The organism is Zhihengliuella sp., from assembly GCF_031178195.1.
Classification (GTDB): domain Bacteria; phylum Actinomycetota; class Actinomycetes; order Actinomycetales; family Micrococcaceae; genus Zhihengliuella.
Genome location: NZ_JAPSJL010000003.1, coordinates 285,632 through 301,856 on the forward strand (window position 1 = coordinate 285,632; position 16,225 = coordinate 301,856).

The following is a 16,225-nucleotide window of genomic DNA, read 5'->3' on the forward strand; positions in this document are numbered from 1 at the left end:
GAGGCCCCGGGGGTGCTGGCGGAGCTCGCCCGGGTGCTCCGGCCCGGCGGCGGGCTGCTGCTCGGCCTCTTCGAGGGGACGCCCGGCGAGTCCTTCGAGCACGCGGTCGCCACGGCGTACTGGTGGGACGCGGAGGCGGCGGGGGCTGCCCTGGACGAGGCGGGCCTCGACGTCCTCGGAGTCGAGCGGCGGACGGAGCCGGGTGCGAGGCCGCATCTGGCGGTCGAGGCCCGCCGGCGGGTGCACGGCCTGTCCCCACAGGGAGAGGAGGGGCGGGCGACGATTTGCCCGGGCTTGCGATAATGGGCTAGTGACCGTGACAGCTTCCCCCACCCAGACCGCGCAGACGACGCCCACCCACGCAGCAGCCCCGGCGACCGGGGCCGCACCGGCGGGGGACGCCGCCGTGCCCACCCGACTGGAACTGCCGCCGCTGCAGCTGGGCAGGCTGACGGTGGACGTGCCCGTGGTGCTGGCGCCGATGGCCGGCATCACCAACAAGGCCTTCCGTCGGCTCTGCCGCGAGTACGGCGGGGGCCTCTACGTCACCGAGATGGTGACGTCGCGCGCCCTGGTCGAGCGCAACGAGAAGTCGATGCGGATCATCTCCCACGATCCCGACGAGGACGTCCGCTCCGTCCAGCTCTACGGGGTCGAGCCCCAGACCGTCGGCGCGGCCGTGCGCCTGCTCGTCGAGGAGGACCGCGCGGACCACATCGACCTGAACTTCGGCTGCCCGGTCCCCAAGGTGACCCGCAAGGGCGGCGGCTCGGCCCTGCCCTGGAAGACGGACCTCTTCCGCGCCATCATCAAGTCCGCGACGGACGAGGCCGCCAAGGGTGGCATCCCGCTGACCATCAAGATGCGCAAGGGCGTCACCGAGGACCACCTGACCGCCCTCGACGCCGGGCGGATCGCCCGCGACCACGGGGTGGCCGCCGTGACCCTGCACGGCCGGACCACCGGCCAGTTCTACTCCGGCCAGGCCGACTGGGCCGCCATCAAGGAGCTGCGCGACGCGCTCCCGGACGTGCCGGTGCTGGGCAACGGCGACATCTGGACGGCCGAGGACGCGATCCGCATGGTCCGCGAGACCGGGGTCGACGGCGTCGTCATCGGGCGCGGCTGCCAGGGCCGTCCGTGGCTGTTCGGCGACCTGCAGGCCGCGTTCGAGGGCAGCGACAAGCGCTACCGGCCGACGCTGGGCGAGGTCGGCGCGACGTTCTACCGCCACGCCGAGCTGCTGATCGACTACTTCGGCAACGAGGAGCAGGCGCTGCGCGACATCCGCAAGCACGTCGCCTGGTACTTCAAGGGCTACCAGGTCGGCGGGGAGCTCCGCGCGGCGATGGCGACCGTCGGGACGCTCGAGCAGCTCCGGGAGCTGCTGGACCGGCTCGACCCCGAGGCGGGGTACCCGGGGGCCGACGCCGAGGGCCCGCGTGGTCGCGCCGGAACGCCGAAGCGGCCGGCGCTGCCCGACGGCTGGCTCGACTCGCGGGAGCTCTCGCCGCTGCACCAGTCGATGATCGCCGCCGCCGAGTCCGATGTCTCGGGCGGCTGAGCCATGGCAGACCCGCACCAGCGCCCCGTCCCCGGCTACGAGCCGTACGACCAGGAACGGTGGGTCCCCGAGCCGCCGAAGAAGTCCTACCGGACGAGCTTCGAGCGGGACCGGGCCCGCGTCCTGCACTCCTCGGCGCTCCGCCGGCTCGGCGCCAAGACCCAGGTGGTCGCCCCCTACTCCGACGACTTCGTCCGGACGCGCCTGACGCACTCGCTCGAGGTGGCGCAGGTCGGTCGCGAGCTGGGCGCCACGCTGGGCTGCGACCCCGACGTCGTCGACACCGCCTGCCTCGCCCACGACCTCGGGCACCCTCCGTTCGGGCACAACGGGGAGAAGGAGCTCGACCGGCTCGCCGCCGGCATCGGTGGGTTCGAGGGCAACGCCCAGACGCTGCGCCTGCTGACCCGGCTCGAGACCAAGACGTTCCGCCACAACGGGGGCTCCGCCGGGTTGAACCTGACCCGCGCGTCGCTCGACGCCGCCTGCAAGTACCCGTGGACGCGCGAGGACGCGCCGATGCGGAACGGGAAGAAGACCCGGAAGTTCGGGGTCTATGCCGAGGATCTTCCCGTCTTCGAGTGGCTGCGCGCCGGCGGAGAGGACGAGAACCTCCGGCCCGGCCCTGGTCAGACCTGCATCGAGGCGCAGGTCATGGACCTCGCGGACGACATCTCCTATTCCGTGCACGACGTCGAGGACGCGATCGTCGCCGGTCGCTTCCAGCTGCGCTGGATCCAGGGTCGCGACCACCGCGACCGCGTCATCGAGTACACGCGGCGCTGGTACCTCCCGGGCGTCGACGACGCCACCATCGACGCGGCGCTGCGCCGGCTCGAGGCGACGGAGGAGTGGGTGCCGGTCGCCAACGGATCCCGGCGCTCCATGGCGGCCCTGAAGGACATGACCAGCCAGTTCATCGGGCGCTTCTGCCAGGCCGCGCTGGATGCCACGCGCGCCGAGTACGGCACGGACCCCCTCACCCGGTTCAACGGCCGGCTGATCGTGCCCGAGGAGACCGAGCACGAGATCGCGGCGATGAAGGGCCTGGCCACCGCCTACGTCATGACGAGCGACGAGCGGCAGCCGGTCTACGCGCGCCAGCGGGAGGTCCTCTCCGATCTGGTGGCGCTGCTCACGGAGACCGGCGACCAGTACCTGGAGCCCATGTTCGCCTCGGACTGGAACGACGCACGCGACGACGCGGGCCGTCTGCGGGCCGTCATCGACCAGGTCGCATCCTTGACGGACTCGTCCGCGATCGAGTGGCACCGCACCCTCGTGCAGGGGGAGTCCTTCCGCGCCGAGCTCGTGCTCTGAGGGCCTGTGGACGAGTGAGGCCCGGCCCGTCGCCGGGCACTATCCTGTAGGCATGGCCGGCCTGATCAAACGCGAAGACATCGACGAGGTGCGCGCCCGGACCGACCTCAAGGAAGTCGTCGAGGGGTACGTGACCCTGCGCAGCGCCGGCGTCGGCTCCTTCAAGGGACTCTGCCCCTTCCACGACGAGCGCAGCCCGTCCTTCCACGTCCGGCCCCAGGTGGGCACCTTCCACTGCTTCGGCTGCGGGGAGTCCGGCGACGTCATCTCCTTCATCCAGAAGATGGACCACACGACGTTCACGGAGACCGTCGAGCAGCTCGCCGCCCGCATCGGCTTCGAGCTCCACTACGAGGACGGCGGGCACGGCCCGAGCCGTCAGGAGGTCGGACGGCGCCAGCGGCTGCTGGACGCGCACAAGATCGCCGAGGAGTTCTTCCGGCACCAGCTCGGCAGCCCGGAGGCGCAGATCGCCCGCGACTTCCTGACCGGGCGCGGCTTCGACCAGGCGGCCGCGGAGAAGTTCGGCGTCGGGTACGCGCCCCAAGGGTGGGACGCGCTCCTGAAACACCTGCGCGCCAAGGGATTCCGCGACGACGAGCTGAACCTCACGGGCATGTTCTCCGAGGGACAGCGCGGCATCTACGACCGGTTCCGCGGGCGCCTCATCTGGCCGATCCGGGACCTCACGTCCGCCACGATCGGGTTCGGCGCCCGCAAGCTGTACGAGGACGACAAGGGTCCGAAGTACCTGAACACGCCGGAGACCCAGCTCTACAAGAAGTCGCAGGTGCTCTACGGCGTCGACCTGGCCAAGCGCGAGATCACGCGGAACCGCCAGCTCGTCGTCGTCGAGGGCTACACGGACGTCATGGCGTGCCACCTCTCCGGCGTGGGCACCGCCGTCGCGACCTGCGGCACGGCGTTCGGGGCGGACCACATCAAGATCGCCCGCCGGCTCCTGCAGGACGACGGCACCGGCGGCGAGGTCGTCTTCACGTTCGACGGCGACGAGGCCGGCCAGAAGGCCGCGCTGCGCGCCTTCGACGAGGACCAGCGGTTCATCGCCCAGACCTACGTGTCGGTCGAGCCGACCGGCGCGGACCCGTGCGACCTCCGCCAGCAGCGCGGCCCCGAGGCCGTGCGCGAGCTCATCGCCTCCAAGCGACCCCTCTTCGAGTTCGCGATCCGGGCGAGCCTGAAGAAGTACGACCTCGATACCGTGGAGGGGCGCGTGCAGGCGCTGCGCGCGACCGCTCCGATCGTGGCCGAGATCCGCGATCCGGCCATGCGGCCCGCCTACGCCCGCGAGCTCTCCGGGTGGCTCGGCATGGACATCGACGACGTGACCCGCTCCGTGGCCGCCGCCGGCAAGCGGTCCCGTGCGGGGGGTCGCGGCGGGGCCGGAGACGCCACGTCGACGCGCGGCGGCCGCGACCGGTCCGACTCCGACCGCACCCACCCGGACCGCGGGGGCCAGGGGTACGGTCCGGCGTCGCAGGAACGACCCGGCCAGCAGCAGGGCCGACACGCGGCCCGGCAGGGCTACGCGGCGCAGGACGAGCAGTACGCCGACGGGAGTGGAGCGGAGCCGGGTCCCCGGTACGAGATGCCTGATCCGCGCGATCCCGTGACACGGATGGAGCGCGAATCCCTCGAGGTCGTGCTCCAGCAGCCGGCCATGCTCACGCCGGACCAATGGCAGGCCTTCTACGAGGCCCGCTTCCTCGCGCCCGCGCATGCGGCCATCCATGCCGCGATCCGCGCGGCCGGTGCCTCCGGGGTCTCGCCCTCGCAGTGGGTCGAGGCGGTCCGGCAGGAGGTTCCCGAGCCGCTGCGGCCGCTCGTGTCCGAGCTGGCCGTCATCCCCCTGCCCGCGCACTCGGCCGAGGCCCTCGCCCGGTACTGCCGCGACATCATGAACCGGCTCTTCGAGCTGCAGATCACCCACCTGAAGGCCGAGAAGATCGGCCAGTTGCAGCGGATGGACCCCGCCTCCGCGCCGGAGGAGTTCCAGCGGATCAACCGAGAGCTCATGGAGCTCGAGCTGCAGCGGCGCGCCCTGCGCGAGGACTGATGCCGCGAGCCGGGTGGGCTCCGCCACCCTGGACGCCGTGGATTTTCTCCGGCTCGCTCCATCTTGTATAGTCTTATCCGTTGCTTTCCCCCGTAGCTCAATTGGCAGAGCATTCGACTGTTAATCGAAGGGTTACTGGTTCGAGTCCAGTCGGGGGAGCCACGCAACGCAATTGAACATTCCCCCGTAGCTCAATTGGCAGAGCATTCGACTGTTAATCGAAGGGTTACTGGTTCGAGTCCAGTCGGGGGAGCGCACTGAAGCAGAGGCCCCGGGTGACGACCCGGGGCCTCTGTCGTACCCCGGCTCAACGGGCCCCCAGGCCGCGGCAGGAGCTTGCCTGGGCACGGTGCCGGGACGGTGGATTCTCATCCCGTCGGAGGATGTTCCCTGAGGGAACCCTGATGAGGCCCTGATTTTCGCGGTGCGGACGCTGGATCGACGCTGCCTTTTGATAGTTTGGGAGCGAACCGGGCCCTTGTGGCCGGACGACGTCGAAGGATTCACTCATGCCATACACACAGACCACTGGCCGGGGGACCTCACCGCTGAACGCCGCCAAGGATCTAGGCCGCTTGGTCCCCAAGCAGGTCAACGACGAGATCCAGCTGGCGATCGCCCAGTTGAAGGCCAAAGGCATCAGCGTCGGCGTCGCCGCCGGCCTGGCGGTGGCGGCTCTGCTGTTCCTGTCGGCCATGCTGATCTCCCTTCTCGTCGCCGGCATCATGGGCCTCGCCGAGGTGATGCCCGCCTGGCTCGCCGCGCTCGCCGTCGCCGGCTTCTTCCTGCTGCTGATCCTCATCCTCGCGGCGATCGCCGTGCCGAAGGCGAAGAAGGCCATGCCGTTGGTCCCGGAGGACGCGATCCGCGGTCTCAAGCACGACCTCGGGGTGCTCAAGGAGGGCAGCTCCTTCGACGTCCGGACCCTCGACGAGCCCAAGCAGAAGACCGAGGAGGAGCTCGCGGAGGAGCGGCGCAAGGCGGAGGAGAAGGCCGCGGCCAAGGAGCCGAAGCCGAGCTACGACGATCTCCAGGCCCGCACCCGGGCTCGCCGGGCCCACCTCGCCGAGCTGCGCGACCAGCTCACCAAGGACAAGGTCGCCCGCGCCGCCGGCAAGGACATGGTCAAGGAGCGCCTCTCGAACCTGCGTCCCGGCCGGCACAAGGCCGACGCTGCGGGCCGTGAGCCGCGTCGATCGGAGGGCGAGAGTCCCGTCCTCTAGGACGGATCATCGAGCGATTCGTGCCGCCGCTCATCGCGGCGGCCTCGCTGGCCGCCCTCGGGGCGTGCATCGTGCGGTTGCTCAGACGGCGGCCGTGACCAGGAGGGGGAGCCATGCGGCTATTCGGGGCGGGAACGCGCGACGACGTTGAGTACCGCGTCCTCGACACCTTCTGGACGTGGCCCAACATCATCACCGTGGCCCGGTTCCTCCTCATCCCCGTCTTCATGTGGCTGGTCGCCGTCCACGAGTTCGGCTGGGCCACGGCGTCCCTGGTCCTCCTCGGGGCGACGGACTGGATCGACGGATACGTCGCCCGCCGGCTGAACCAGGTCTCCACGGTGGGCATGTGGCTCGATCCGCTGGCGGACCGGCTCGCGCTCATCCTCGTCGTCGTCACCTTCGTGGTCGCCGGGATCGCGCCGGCGTGGGCGGTCTACGCGATCGTGGTGCCCGATGTCGTCCTGCTCGTGAATTCGCTGCTCCTGTTCCGGGGCGTGCCCGACCTGCCGGTGAGCCGGGTGGGGAAGGTCCGCACCGCAGTGCTGCTCGTCGGCGCGCCGCTCGTCCTCCTCGCCCATGTCGAGTCGCTCGCGAGCGCCGGCCTCCAGGCGGTGGCCACCACGGTGCTGGCGCTCGGCTGCGCGCTCCACGTCATCGCGGCCATCGGCTACCTCGTCGCGGGGCACGCCAAGGCGAAGCGCGAGCGCAGCGGCATCTACTCGCCTCGTACGGGCGGCCCATGGTCTGGATAGCGGTCGGCTGTGCTGTCGCCGCGGCCTTCTTCCTCGCGTTCGGCGCGCAGCGCCAGGGCGGCGCCGTACGCTCCATGACCGGCGGCCTGAGCGTCGGGCATCGAGGAGTCCTCCGCCTGCTCCTCAACCCGCGCTGGGTCTTCGGCCTCGTCCTCATGGGGATCGGCATGGTCCTCAACGTGTACGCACTGGCGTCGGCACCGCTCACCGTCGTCCAGCCCATCGGCGCCATCGCCCTCGGGATCACCACCGTGGTCCACGCCCGGGAGATCGGCATCCGGATCAACCGGCCGACGTTCCTGGCCATCATCGCGTGCGTCGGCGGGAGCATCGGGTTCGTCCTCCTCGCCATTCAGGTCACGGAGCCGCACCCGCGGATCTCCGCCCGGGAGGAACTGATCGTCGTCATGCTCCTCGCGGTCGCCGTGACCGTCCTCGGCTCCCTCGCGGTCTTCTTCCACCGGAGGCAGAACGCGTTCTTCTACATCGTGGGCGCCGGAGTGGTGTTCGGCTTCGTCGCCGTCCTGGTCCGCACGCTGGCGATCAGCCTCATGCAGACCGAGGGGAACCTCTTCGCCAACGTATCGTGGCTGGTCGTGATCGCCGTCGTCGTGGCGAGCCTGCTCGGCACGTACTTCGTGCAGAATGCCTACTCGTCCGGTCCTCCGGACCTGGTGATCGCCGGTCTGACCGTCATCGACCCCATGGTCGGCATCGCGATCGGCATCGGAGTCCTCGGCGAGCTGCAGGCCGAGCTCCATCCCATCACGGCAATGACGATGGTCGCCTGCGCGATCATCGCCGTCGTCGGCGTCATAGCCCTGTCGCGTCACCACCCCGACGCGCACCACCGCAGAGTTGAACAACAACAGTCCAAGGAGTCCTGACCACCGTGCCAGGTAGTGAACCACTGAGAATCCTCATCGCCGCAGACACCTACCCGCCGGATGTGAACGGGGCCGCGGTCTTCTGCTTCCGCCTCGCCTCCGCCATGCACGAGCGCGGGCACGAGGTCCACATCGCGGCGGCCGGCTACGAAGACGGGCCCAGCAGCGTCGAGCAGCGACCCGAGGCGCGGGTCCACCGGGTCGCCTCCCACGGCGTGCCGACCCACCAGAGCATGCGCATCTGCCTGCCCTGGCGGGCCTCCCGGGACCTGGCGCGGATCATCGACGAGGTCCGACCCGACGTCGTGCACGCGCAGTGCCACTACATGATCGGGCAGGCCGCCATCAACCAGGCCAAGAAGCGCGGCATCCGCATCGTGGCGACCAATCACTTCATGCCGGAGAACCTGGACCCGTTCCTGCCGTTCCCGCGCTGGTTCAAGCGAATCGTCGCCCGCAACTCCTGGCGGGACATGGGCAAGATCATGGGCAAGGCCGACGTGGTGACGACCCCGACGCCGCTCGCCGCGAAGGCCATGCGAGAGCACGCCAGGCTGGACGAGGTCCTGGCCCTCTCGAACGGCATCGACTCGGCCCAGTACGAGCTCGGCCCCGGCGAGACGGTGCCCCGGCGCGACGCCCCGACGGTGCTCTTCGTCGGCCGGCTCGCCGTGGAGAAGAACATCGATGTCCTGATCGATGCCCTCGCACGGATGCGGACGACGCCGGAGGCCCACCTCGAGGTGGTGGGCGGTGGCGAGCAGCGGCCGATCCTGGAGAAGCGGGCCGAGGAGCGCGGTGTGGCGCACCGGGTCCACTTCCGCGGCCACATCTCCGACGAGGAGCTGCGCGCCAGCTATCTCGCCGCCGACGTCTTCTGCCAGCCGGGCACCGCCGAGCTGCAGTCGCTGGTGACCCTCGAGGCGCTCTCCGCCTCCCGTCCGGTGGTCCTGGCGAATGCGATGGCCCTCCCGCACCTCGTCGACGACGGTGTGAACGGCTACCTCTTCGAGCCCGGGAGCGCCGACGACCTCGCCGCCAAGCTCGACGCCGTCCTCGGCGCGACCGAGGAGGAGCGGGCAGCGATGGGCGCCGCGGGCCACGAGAAAGCGGTCAAGCACAGCAAGGAGAAGACCATGTCGACCTTCGAGGCGATCTACCGCGGCTCCGAGTACGCCGAGCTCGCGCCCAGCTAGGGGGGCCGTGGACGCGTCCGTACTAGGATGGACAGCGTTGTCGGCGCTCCGGCGCCGAGCACGGGGCGGTAGCTCAGTTGGTCAGAGCAGAGGACTCATAATCCTTGGGTCGTGGGTTCAAGCCCCACTCGCCCTACGAGGAACGCCCCAGTCAGAGCCGATTCACTCGGGCTGGCTGGGGCGTTTCTCGCGTTTCTGACCGGAGTTTGACCGGAGTTGTCATGCTGGGGTAGCGCCATGGACCGCGACGAGCGGCGTGGCCGCGCGGGGAATGGACACCCGCGCGTTAGAGTTGGCGTATACAACTGGAGACGGGGAAGGAGGAATCGTGCTCGTAAAGGAAGCCGCGAAGCTTGACGCTGAACAGGTGCTGAATACTTACTGGGACGGCAACTTCCCCGTCGACGTCAACGGTATCGCCAAGAAGATGGGCGTCGAGGTCTTCGACTCGATTCTCGCCTCCGACATCTCCGGCTACATCGTGAAGCGCCCCGGTGAGCCTGCCGAGATCCACGTAGCGACGGACCATGTCCCGACCAGGAAACGGTTCACGGTCGCGCACGAGCTGGGCCACTTCGTTGAGCGGACCACTCGCGCGGGAGACGACGATTTCGGCTACGTGGAGAAGCGAGGCGGCAAGCGCACGCTCCAGGAGTTCTACGCCGATGAGTTCGCGGGGCACGTCCTCATGCCTCAGAAGGACGTCGACAAGATGGGGCGTGAGGGAAAGAAGCCGTTTGAGATGGCCAAGGCCTTCGGAGTGAGCCTGGATGCCATGATGGTCCGGTTGCGCCGGCTCCACGCTGATGCCTGAACCTGCAGGGAGTTCAAGCTGGCTCGAAGAGCTGCTCCGAGACGTGGAGGCTAGGTCAGCTGGCCAGCCGGACCCCCTAGAAAAAGAGTTTGCCGACGAGGTCGCCGACGACCTCGACGGAGCTGAAGCGTCGTCCTCCTCAGACGTCGACAAGGAACTGAAGGCCGCTAAAGCCAACGAGGCCCACGATAAGAATGATCTGCGTCAAAAGTTCTTCCGCTGGACCATGTGGCTCATCACGGGAGCCCTGACGGTCAACGCCGTGGGCATGTTCCTCTACCTGATCTCGCAGTGGGGGCGACTCTCGGACACCGTAATGGTCGGGTGGTTCGCGACGACACTCGTTGAGGTCCTCGGCCTCGGGTATGTCATTGCCAACTACCTATTCGACGGCAGACGGGCCGCCGGAAGTTAGGCGCCGGAGCGGCGCCGGAACGCCTCCAGGGAGAGCACGTTGGAGTCCTCTGGGCTCGGTTCGGCGGGCGCCGGATCCGCCCACAGCGCGCTCGTCATCTTCGCCGCGGCCGCGTGCTTCATCTCATCGATCACGTGCTGGTACCGGGTGAGCATGCTCGCCTGCGACCAGCCCATCATGTCCATCACCACCCGCCCGTCGACCCCCATCAGCAGCAGCAGCGTCGCGGCCGTGTGCCGAGCGTCGTGCAGCCGGACGTCCGGGACGCCGGCCGCCCGGATGAACGAGTACCAGGCGGCATTGTCCCGGCTCGGGTCGAACGGGTGGCCGTTCCGCTGCCGGAACACCAGATCCACCTGGACGTCGTTCTGAGACGTCCAGACCGGCGTGCCCCCATCCTGCACCGCGGCGATGCCCTGCGCTCGCCGTAGGGCCCGTAGCAGGTCTACCAGGGGGCCGGGGAGGACGCCGCTGCGGGTGCCCGCGTCCGACTTCGGCTCGCCGATGTGGAGCCCGCCGCCGTGGCGGTCGGGGCATGAGCGGTTGTGGCGGCCGCAGGTCGGCTGCTCGGGCTGCTCGGGGGAGCATCCGTGCTGCCAGGGCAGGCGGTAGAGCGCGCGCGTGATCCGGTACGTGCCGGCGTCGAGGTCGAGGTTGTCCCAGCCGAGGGCTAGGGCCTCGCCCTGGCGGGCGCCGATGCTCAGGCCGAGGAGCCATCGGGCCCCGCCGCCGTCCGGGATCCGTTCGGCCGCGGCCCGCACTTTGCGGGCGTCGTCGAGGCTGAAGACGTCGGGCGTGAAGCTGGTCGGCGTCGGGGCGTCCAGCTCCGTCGCTGGATTCTTGGTGATGAGGCCGCGCTGCCCGGCGTCCTTGAGGGCCTTGGCGATGATCCGGTGGAGCTGGAGCAGGGTGGTCTCCCCGAGGGGGCCCTTGCGTCCCGAGGCGTCGTGCTTGGTGGGGGCGCGACGAAGCAGCGTGTACAGCCGGTCGAGGTCGGTCACGCTGAGCTTGTTCAGCCGCACCCGGGAGATGCCGTTGGACAGGATGTAGACCCGCACCTTGGACTCGTAGGAGGGCAGCGTGCTGGGTCGCACCCGGGTGGGGGCGATGTGTTCGAGCCAGTGTTGCATCCACTGGCCGAAGGTGGGCGACTTGCCGACCGTGACGCCGGTGGTGCGGTGCTGCGTGATCAGATCCGCCAGGTTGTCGGCGCACTCCTTGCGGGTGGCGCCGTAGACATACCGGCGCTGGCGCTTGCCGTCGGCGGTCCATCCCACGAGGAGGTCGGCCACCCAGCGGCCGTCCTTCCGTTGACGGGGCGCGCTGCCCTCGCCGTTGTTCCTTCGTGTTCCCATCGGGGTCTCCGGATCTAGTAGGGCTGGAGCTCGAGCTGGTCGAGCGCCCGACGCTCGTGCGGCCAGAGGCCGGCGAGCCGGTCCAGGAGCACCTGCTCGGTGACCCAGAGCGACTCGGCGAGCTCGGCCGGGTGGCGCGTCCAGGGCATGTGCGACGCGAGGTCCTCGAGGCGGATCAGCCGGCGCGCCGTCTGGAGCCGGACGGCCCGCTCGACGGCGGCCGGCTGGCATCCGCGGTGTCGCTCCTCCACGTGGACGAGCTCGTGCGCCAGGAGGCACCGTCGCTCGGTCTGCGTCGCGGCTGGGTCTATCCAGATGCGTTGCCCGTCGGTCGCTGCGGGTGCGAGTGGGTGCGGTCGACGCCACTCGATGGTGATGTGTCGGAGCTGCTTGAGCTCCCCCCATGGATCAAACATTCCTCGAACATACGTTCGAATAGTTGAAGATGGCAACGAATGTTGCCGAACCGAGACCGGGGCCCCGGCGTGCCGCTCACGCCACGCCGGGACGAGGAGTCAGAAGCCCCAGGCCGAGATCTCCTCCGTCAGGTCCTCCACCGATTCCTCGGCCGAGTCGGCCATGGCCGGGCAGTCGCCTCTCGGGTCCGCGCATGCAGCTTCCCATCGCTCCATCGCCCGCGAGGTGAGGAAGATTTTGCCCGCTGGGCCAAGCCCGGCATACTCGGGGGCCCAGCTGGCGACGGCCTCCACAGCGCCGTGCAGGTCCTCGAGGAGCGGCCGTCCCTCCGCGAACTGGTCGAAGCACCCCGGGTCGGCGGCGTCGCAGCCGTCGGCTTTGAAGCCCTCCCACCAGGTGAGCAGTTCCGTGCGTTCCGGCTCGATTCGCTCCAGCCATGGATCTCCCTCCACGACCGACCGAGACGTCGGGCTCGCGCTCGCCGGACTGCTCGCCGCGCCCTCACTCGGTGTCGGCGACGCCGCCGGCTCCGGCTCTGCGGAGCAGGCGCCGAGCCCGCCGACCAGGATGAGGGCCGCCGCAGCGGCCCCGAAGCGCTTCGTATTCATGATTCCCCCAACTCGTAGTTGCTAGTCCGGATCCGGACCGATCTGTGATTCCTCGCCGGCGCCACCGTGCTCGCGCTCGAAGCGCTCCCGCTCCAACTCCATTGGCGGGTGCGCCGCCAGGTCGAACTGATCCGCCGGCCAGGCCGCCGGCGCCGCGGTCTTCTGTCCCTCGCCAGCATCACCGCCACCGGCTGGCTGCTCGCCCTCGCCGGTCGATTCCTGTGCTGCCGTGTTGGTGCTGCCCGCATTGCCATGTCCTTCGAGTTCGACGAGAACCCGCACCATGTCGACGACGGCCTTCCGCGACTTCGGGCTGAGGTAGTCCGATCCGGGAGGAAGTTCTTCGCCGAGGGGCGGGCCCGGGACGGGCTGTCCCGCTGCCGTGAACGCGACCTCGTCGCTGACGCCGGCCAGCCAGGCGACCGCACGAATGGTCTCGTGCGACGGCGTTGACTTGTAGGAACCGCTGCGAATTTGATTCAGCGTGGTGTCCACGACGCGAAAGCCCTGCTTCTTCGCCATGAAGCTCAGCTGGCGCACGGAGGTGTCATGCCGCTCGACGGCGGCCTCCACCAGCGCTCGCAGGCTGCGGTACCGAGGTTCGTTCACGAGGGTGACTCTTCCCGAAGTTGTTCTAGTTGTGCGACGGACGCACAGGCGGCAAGTACAAGTAACAAGTTCATCTTGCCAGCAAGCGCGGGACCATTTTCGCTTGTGGGCTTTACAAGCTGGTGGAAAGTAGTTCATGCTTGACTTGTAACAGCCACTCGGAGGGGGTAGAACTAATGCCACGGACACACCGTTCGCACTTGAATCTCGTCAGGAAGGAGACCTGGATGCGCGTCAAGGATCCGGCGATGCTCCGCCGGAAGCGCCAGAATCGCCGGTTCTCACAGACCGAGCTGGGTTACCTGGTGCGAAAGACGCAGCAGACCATCAGCCTCCTGGAGTCGGGGCGGATGAAGACCTTGTCGGAGGAGTTGGCCATCGCTATTGCGGCGCGCCTCGACTGCGACTGGGAGGACCTCTTCCTACTCGAGGAGGGTGAAGCGATGCCCGTCGTTAGAAGTGATTCACGAACTGTTTCGGAGAAGGTTGCGTCATGAGCCCGTTCATGAAGGTCGACCGCGGCGATGCCCCGCGGAAGCGCGAGACCACGACTGTCGAGGAACGTCGCATCCTCCAAGAGGTCCGACAGCGAGACGAGGACCGGTGCGTGTTCTGCGGCCGGAAGGTGAACTTCCGGGACCGTTTCGGCAAGCCCACGGCGGGCACGTACTGGATCCTGCGCTGGAACGCGCCCGCCGAGGAGCTGTCAGCCGACGGCGTCGCTGTCTGCTGCCAGGGTTGCCTCACCGTCGTCCGCGGCCTCTTCGTCCGGAAGCCCCTGGCGCGTAAACGTCAGGACGCCGTAGACAGCGACCTCCCGCATGCACCGGTCGAAGAGGTCCTCGACGACCTCGGGTCTGAACGCTCTCTCCGAGAAGGACGCGTAGAGGTCGCTGGTCGGCGAGACCCACACAACCTCGGCGCCCCGCTCTCCGTGGAGACCGTCGTACGCGAGCCACAGGCCGCGCCCCTGGTCGAACTGGTGCTGGAGCGCGGCCAGGATCGCGCGCAGGTGGTCGCCCCAGTGGTGATCGACATCGAAGTCAAGCTTGTCGGCGCCAGTGCCGACGAACAGCGTGCATTTCATGATCAGGATTCCCCCTCGGTAGGTGCGTCGGATGACGCGACGGTTGGCACCTCAGAGCCTACCGAGGGGGACCTCGCGGCCAAGGCCGCGACGTTCAAGCACGGTGACCGGGTCGAGGACGTCACCCGACCTGGCCGGATCTATCGGGTCGCCGAGGAACAGCCGGAAGCCGTCGCAGAGGGGTTCGTCCCGTACGTCGTCTTCGTGGACCCGACGCCGGGCTGGCGCAACCGAGTGGGGGAGCGCGGCATGATCCGCGCCGACCTGATCAAGCACACGTCATGACCGCCGGCGCTCGCCGGTCGGATACAAGAAATGCCCCCAGCCGCGGCAACGGCTGAGGGCGGAGATTCCTGGAAGGAAATCAGATGTCAATCGTAGCAACGGCGGGCGAGACCCGCATCGAGACGCTGGAGGTCCCGCGCCTGTACAAGGTGCAGGAGGTCGCGGAGCTCTTGCAGGTGGGCCACACCTACGTGTACGAGGAGATCAGCCAGGGTCGCCTGAAAACCATCGACCTGGCCAACGGCGAGAAGCGGGAGAAGCTCCGCGTCGCGGCCGACGACCTGCAGGCGTTCCTCGACAGCCGGCGGGTGCGGTAGCCATGGCGCCCTGGGATCACACCGAGGAAGCCGCCCGCCAGCGGGCCGCCTCCATGGGGTCGGAGCGTGCGCTCCTGCCGCAGTTCGTCTGCATGTCGTGCGGCTGGGACCAGCCGGAGGCCGAAGTCATCGCCTCCGCCGAAGTCGTCGCCCAGGCGCAGCGCCGCCGGACCGCGCTGATCGACGATCACAAGCTGATCCACGACCGTGCCCGTCGGCTGGCCAAGCGGCGCGCCGAGACGCTGGCTGACGACAAGGGCCAGCCGGAGGCCGACGAGCCCGACGAGCCGACGCTGGCGGACGTCATGGCCCGCGTCGAGCGACTGAGCGGCCAGGTCGCGGAGTGCCTGGAGCTTCTGCAGGGGCTCGCGGCACCGATCCGCATCATCAATCCCGGCTTGGCCCCGGACGCGGACCTGCTGACGAGCCAACGGATATGGGTCAGGCCCGAGCCGGGGGAGTGCCGCCTCTCCGCTGCCATGCACACGGCCGACGAGGACCAACGGGCCGAGTCGGACTGCGCCGAACGGGAGTCGGGGCTGTGAGCCGGCGTCCGTACCGCGCCGAGTCCCCGGTGACGTTGAAACCGCAGAACGGGCACCTGGTCCAGGGCTGGGCGACCGTGTCGTACCGGAACACGGGAGAGCTGAAGGCGCAGCTGCTGCGTCGGGCTCGCGCGCATTGGCCGGGCCAGCGGGTCGACGTCGAGCTGCCGGCCAAGGGCCACGGCGGGGAGGCCACTGGCCGGATCCTCGTGGGCGGTCAGTCCTCGGCGATGTTCTGGCTCGTCAATGGGGGACACCGATGAGGCGCCCGACTCCGGCCGTGGCCGCGTTCCGCCGCCGCCTGCTGCTGTGGGCCCCGCTCGCCCTGGCCGCCGCCGTCGTCTACGTGCTGACGTTCCCGCTGATGAACGGGGCCACGGTCCTCGCGGGCCTGGTCCTCGTGGCCGCGGCGTTCGCGGCCGTCGTCGACGACGGGGAGGACCGGGCCGCATGAGCACCACCGAAGCCGAGTTCCTCGGCAACGTCACCGACCTGGACGCGGTCAAGCGCCGCCACCCGGCGGGCAAGTCCGCACCTGCGGAGCGCCGCGAGATGGCGCTCCAGTCCGCTGCGGACCTGAAGCTCGCCGCCGAGACCCACCTGACGAAGGCGCGCCAGACCATCGAGCACGCCGGCAGCACCACCGATGCCCTGGCCCTCGCGGCCGCAGCCACCACCCGCCTCGCTGAGGCACTCACCTACGAATGCGCGGCCGCCGAGGCCGCCGCCGAGACCTGGGGGACCAGATGAC

General features: G+C 69.3%; 21 protein-coding genes and 3 tRNA genes. 20 read left to right on the forward strand and 4 right to left on the reverse strand.

The genetic code is table 11. The features are described from left to right. The first annotated feature begins 12 nt into the window (after positions 1–12). The 13 genes from RIN46_RS06300 to RIN46_RS06360 all read left to right on the forward strand — a co-directional run bounded on the left by RIN46_RS06300 (position 13) and on the right by RIN46_RS06360 (position 10,251). Positions 13–303: a hypothetical protein gene (locus tag RIN46_RS06300; RefSeq protein ID WP_309080327.1), complete on the forward strand. Its 291-nt coding sequence runs from the start codon at positions 13–15 to the stop codon at positions 301–303. A gap of 103 nt (positions 304–406) precedes the next feature. After that, positions 407–1,564 carry a tRNA dihydrouridine synthase DusB gene (gene dusB / locus RIN46_RS06305; protein ID WP_309080518.1) on the forward strand — a complete coding sequence of 386 codons (1,158 nt, stop codon included), beginning with the start codon at positions 407–409 and terminating at the stop codon, positions 1,562–1,564. 3 nt (positions 1,565–1,567) lie between these two features. Continuing rightward, a complete protein-coding gene (locus RIN46_RS06310; protein ID WP_309080326.1) occupies positions 1,568–2,884 on the forward strand; it encodes a deoxyguanosinetriphosphate triphosphohydrolase in 1,317 nt (438 codons plus the stop codon). A 52-nt stretch (positions 2,885–2,936) separates the two neighbouring features. Continuing rightward, complete coding sequence (dnaG, locus tag RIN46_RS06315) at positions 2,937–4,961, forward strand: DNA primase (RefSeq protein WP_309080325.1); 2,025 nt, start codon at positions 2,937–2,939, stop codon at positions 4,959–4,961. An 86-nt stretch (positions 4,962–5,047) separates the two neighbouring features. Beyond that, positions 5,048–5,123, forward strand: a tRNA-Asn gene (locus tag RIN46_RS06320). A gap of 18 nt (positions 5,124–5,141) precedes the next feature. Next, a tRNA-Asn gene (locus RIN46_RS06325) sits at positions 5,142–5,214 on the forward strand. Positions 5,215–5,470: 256 nt separating this feature from the next. Next, complete coding sequence (locus RIN46_RS06330) at positions 5,471–6,184, forward strand: phage holin family protein (RefSeq protein ID WP_309080324.1); 714 nt, start codon at positions 5,471–5,473, stop codon at positions 6,182–6,184. Positions 6,185–6,297: 113 nt separating this feature from the next. Then, positions 6,298–6,939, forward strand: coding sequence for a CDP-alcohol phosphatidyltransferase family protein (locus RIN46_RS06335; protein ID WP_309080323.1), 642 nt, complete (start codon positions 6,298–6,300; stop codon positions 6,937–6,939). Further along, complete coding sequence (locus RIN46_RS06340) at positions 6,927–7,826, forward strand: DMT family transporter (protein WP_309080322.1); 900 nt, start codon at positions 6,927–6,929, stop codon at positions 7,824–7,826. The genes RIN46_RS06335 and RIN46_RS06340 overlap by 13 nt, the downstream gene beginning before the upstream one ends. A gap of 5 nt (positions 7,827–7,831) precedes the next feature. Beyond that, entirely contained in the window at positions 7,832–9,022 is a 1,191-nt protein-coding gene (locus RIN46_RS06345; RefSeq protein ID WP_309080321.1) for a glycosyltransferase, read from the forward strand. Positions 9,023–9,084: 62 nt separating this feature from the next. Beyond that, positions 9,085–9,158, forward strand: a tRNA-Met gene (locus tag RIN46_RS06350). A 192-nt stretch (positions 9,159–9,350) separates the two neighbouring features. Then, entirely contained in the window at positions 9,351–9,836 is a 486-nt protein-coding gene (locus RIN46_RS06355) for an ImmA/IrrE family metallo-endopeptidase (protein ID WP_309080320.1), read from the forward strand. After that, positions 9,829–10,251 (forward strand): hypothetical protein, encoded by a 423-nt coding sequence (locus RIN46_RS06360; RefSeq protein ID WP_309080319.1) that lies wholly within the window; start codon positions 9,829–9,831, stop codon positions 10,249–10,251. Before RIN46_RS06355 ends, RIN46_RS06360 begins: the two co-directional genes overlap by 8 nt. On the opposite strand, the gene RIN46_RS06365 is transcribed toward RIN46_RS06360, so the two are convergent. The 4 genes from RIN46_RS06365 to RIN46_RS06380 form a co-directional block, all read right to left on the reverse strand. Further along, on the reverse strand, positions 10,248–11,606 hold the full coding sequence (locus RIN46_RS06365; protein WP_309080318.1) for a site-specific integrase: 1,359 nt from the start codon (positions 11,604–11,606) through the stop codon (positions 10,248–10,250). The two genes, RIN46_RS06360 and RIN46_RS06365, sit on opposite strands and share 4 nt — an antisense overlap. A 14-nt stretch (positions 11,607–11,620) precedes the next feature. Continuing rightward, entirely contained in the window at positions 11,621–12,022 is a 402-nt protein-coding gene (locus RIN46_RS06370; protein ID WP_309080317.1) for an ImmA/IrrE family metallo-endopeptidase, read from the reverse strand. 99 nt (positions 12,023–12,121) lie between these two features. Beyond that, positions 12,122–12,631: a hypothetical protein gene (locus RIN46_RS06375; protein WP_309080316.1), complete on the reverse strand. Its 510-nt coding sequence runs from the start codon at positions 12,629–12,631 to the stop codon at positions 12,122–12,124. Positions 12,632–12,652: 21 nt separating this feature from the next. Beyond that, on the reverse strand, positions 12,653–13,204 hold the full coding sequence (locus tag RIN46_RS06380) for a hypothetical protein (protein WP_309080315.1): 552 nt from the start codon (positions 13,202–13,204) through the stop codon (positions 12,653–12,655). Between the two features lie 263 nt (positions 13,205–13,467). Between RIN46_RS06380 and RIN46_RS06385 the strand changes: the two genes are divergently transcribed. From RIN46_RS06385 to RIN46_RS06415, 7 genes are all read left to right on the forward strand, one after another. Then, entirely contained in the window at positions 13,468–13,737 is a 270-nt protein-coding gene (locus RIN46_RS06385; RefSeq protein ID WP_309080314.1) for a helix-turn-helix domain-containing protein, read from the forward strand. Then, positions 13,734–14,612, forward strand: a complete 879-nt coding sequence (locus tag RIN46_RS06390) for a hypothetical protein (RefSeq protein WP_309080313.1) — start codon at positions 13,734–13,736, stop codon at positions 14,610–14,612. Before RIN46_RS06385 ends, RIN46_RS06390 begins: the two co-directional genes overlap by 4 nt. An 83-nt stretch (positions 14,613–14,695) precedes the next feature. Further along, positions 14,696–14,929, forward strand: a complete 234-nt coding sequence (locus RIN46_RS06395; RefSeq protein WP_309080312.1) for a helix-turn-helix domain-containing protein — start codon at positions 14,696–14,698, stop codon at positions 14,927–14,929. Between the two features lie 2 nt (positions 14,930–14,931). Next, on the forward strand, positions 14,932–15,474 hold the full coding sequence (locus tag RIN46_RS06400) for a hypothetical protein (protein WP_309080311.1): 543 nt from the start codon (positions 14,932–14,934) through the stop codon (positions 15,472–15,474). Continuing rightward, complete coding sequence (locus RIN46_RS06405) at positions 15,471–15,737, forward strand: hypothetical protein (RefSeq protein WP_309080310.1); 267 nt, start codon at positions 15,471–15,473, stop codon at positions 15,735–15,737. The genes RIN46_RS06400 and RIN46_RS06405 overlap by 4 nt, the downstream gene beginning before the upstream one ends. Further along, on the forward strand, positions 15,734–15,928 hold the full coding sequence (locus RIN46_RS06410; RefSeq protein ID WP_309080309.1) for a hypothetical protein: 195 nt from the start codon (positions 15,734–15,736) through the stop codon (positions 15,926–15,928). Before RIN46_RS06405 ends, RIN46_RS06410 begins: the two co-directional genes overlap by 4 nt. Further along, a complete protein-coding gene (locus tag RIN46_RS06415) occupies positions 15,925–16,224 on the forward strand; it encodes a hypothetical protein (protein ID WP_309080308.1) in 300 nt (99 codons plus the stop codon). The genes RIN46_RS06410 and RIN46_RS06415 overlap by 4 nt, the downstream gene beginning before the upstream one ends. Position 16,225: the final 1 nt, after the last annotated feature.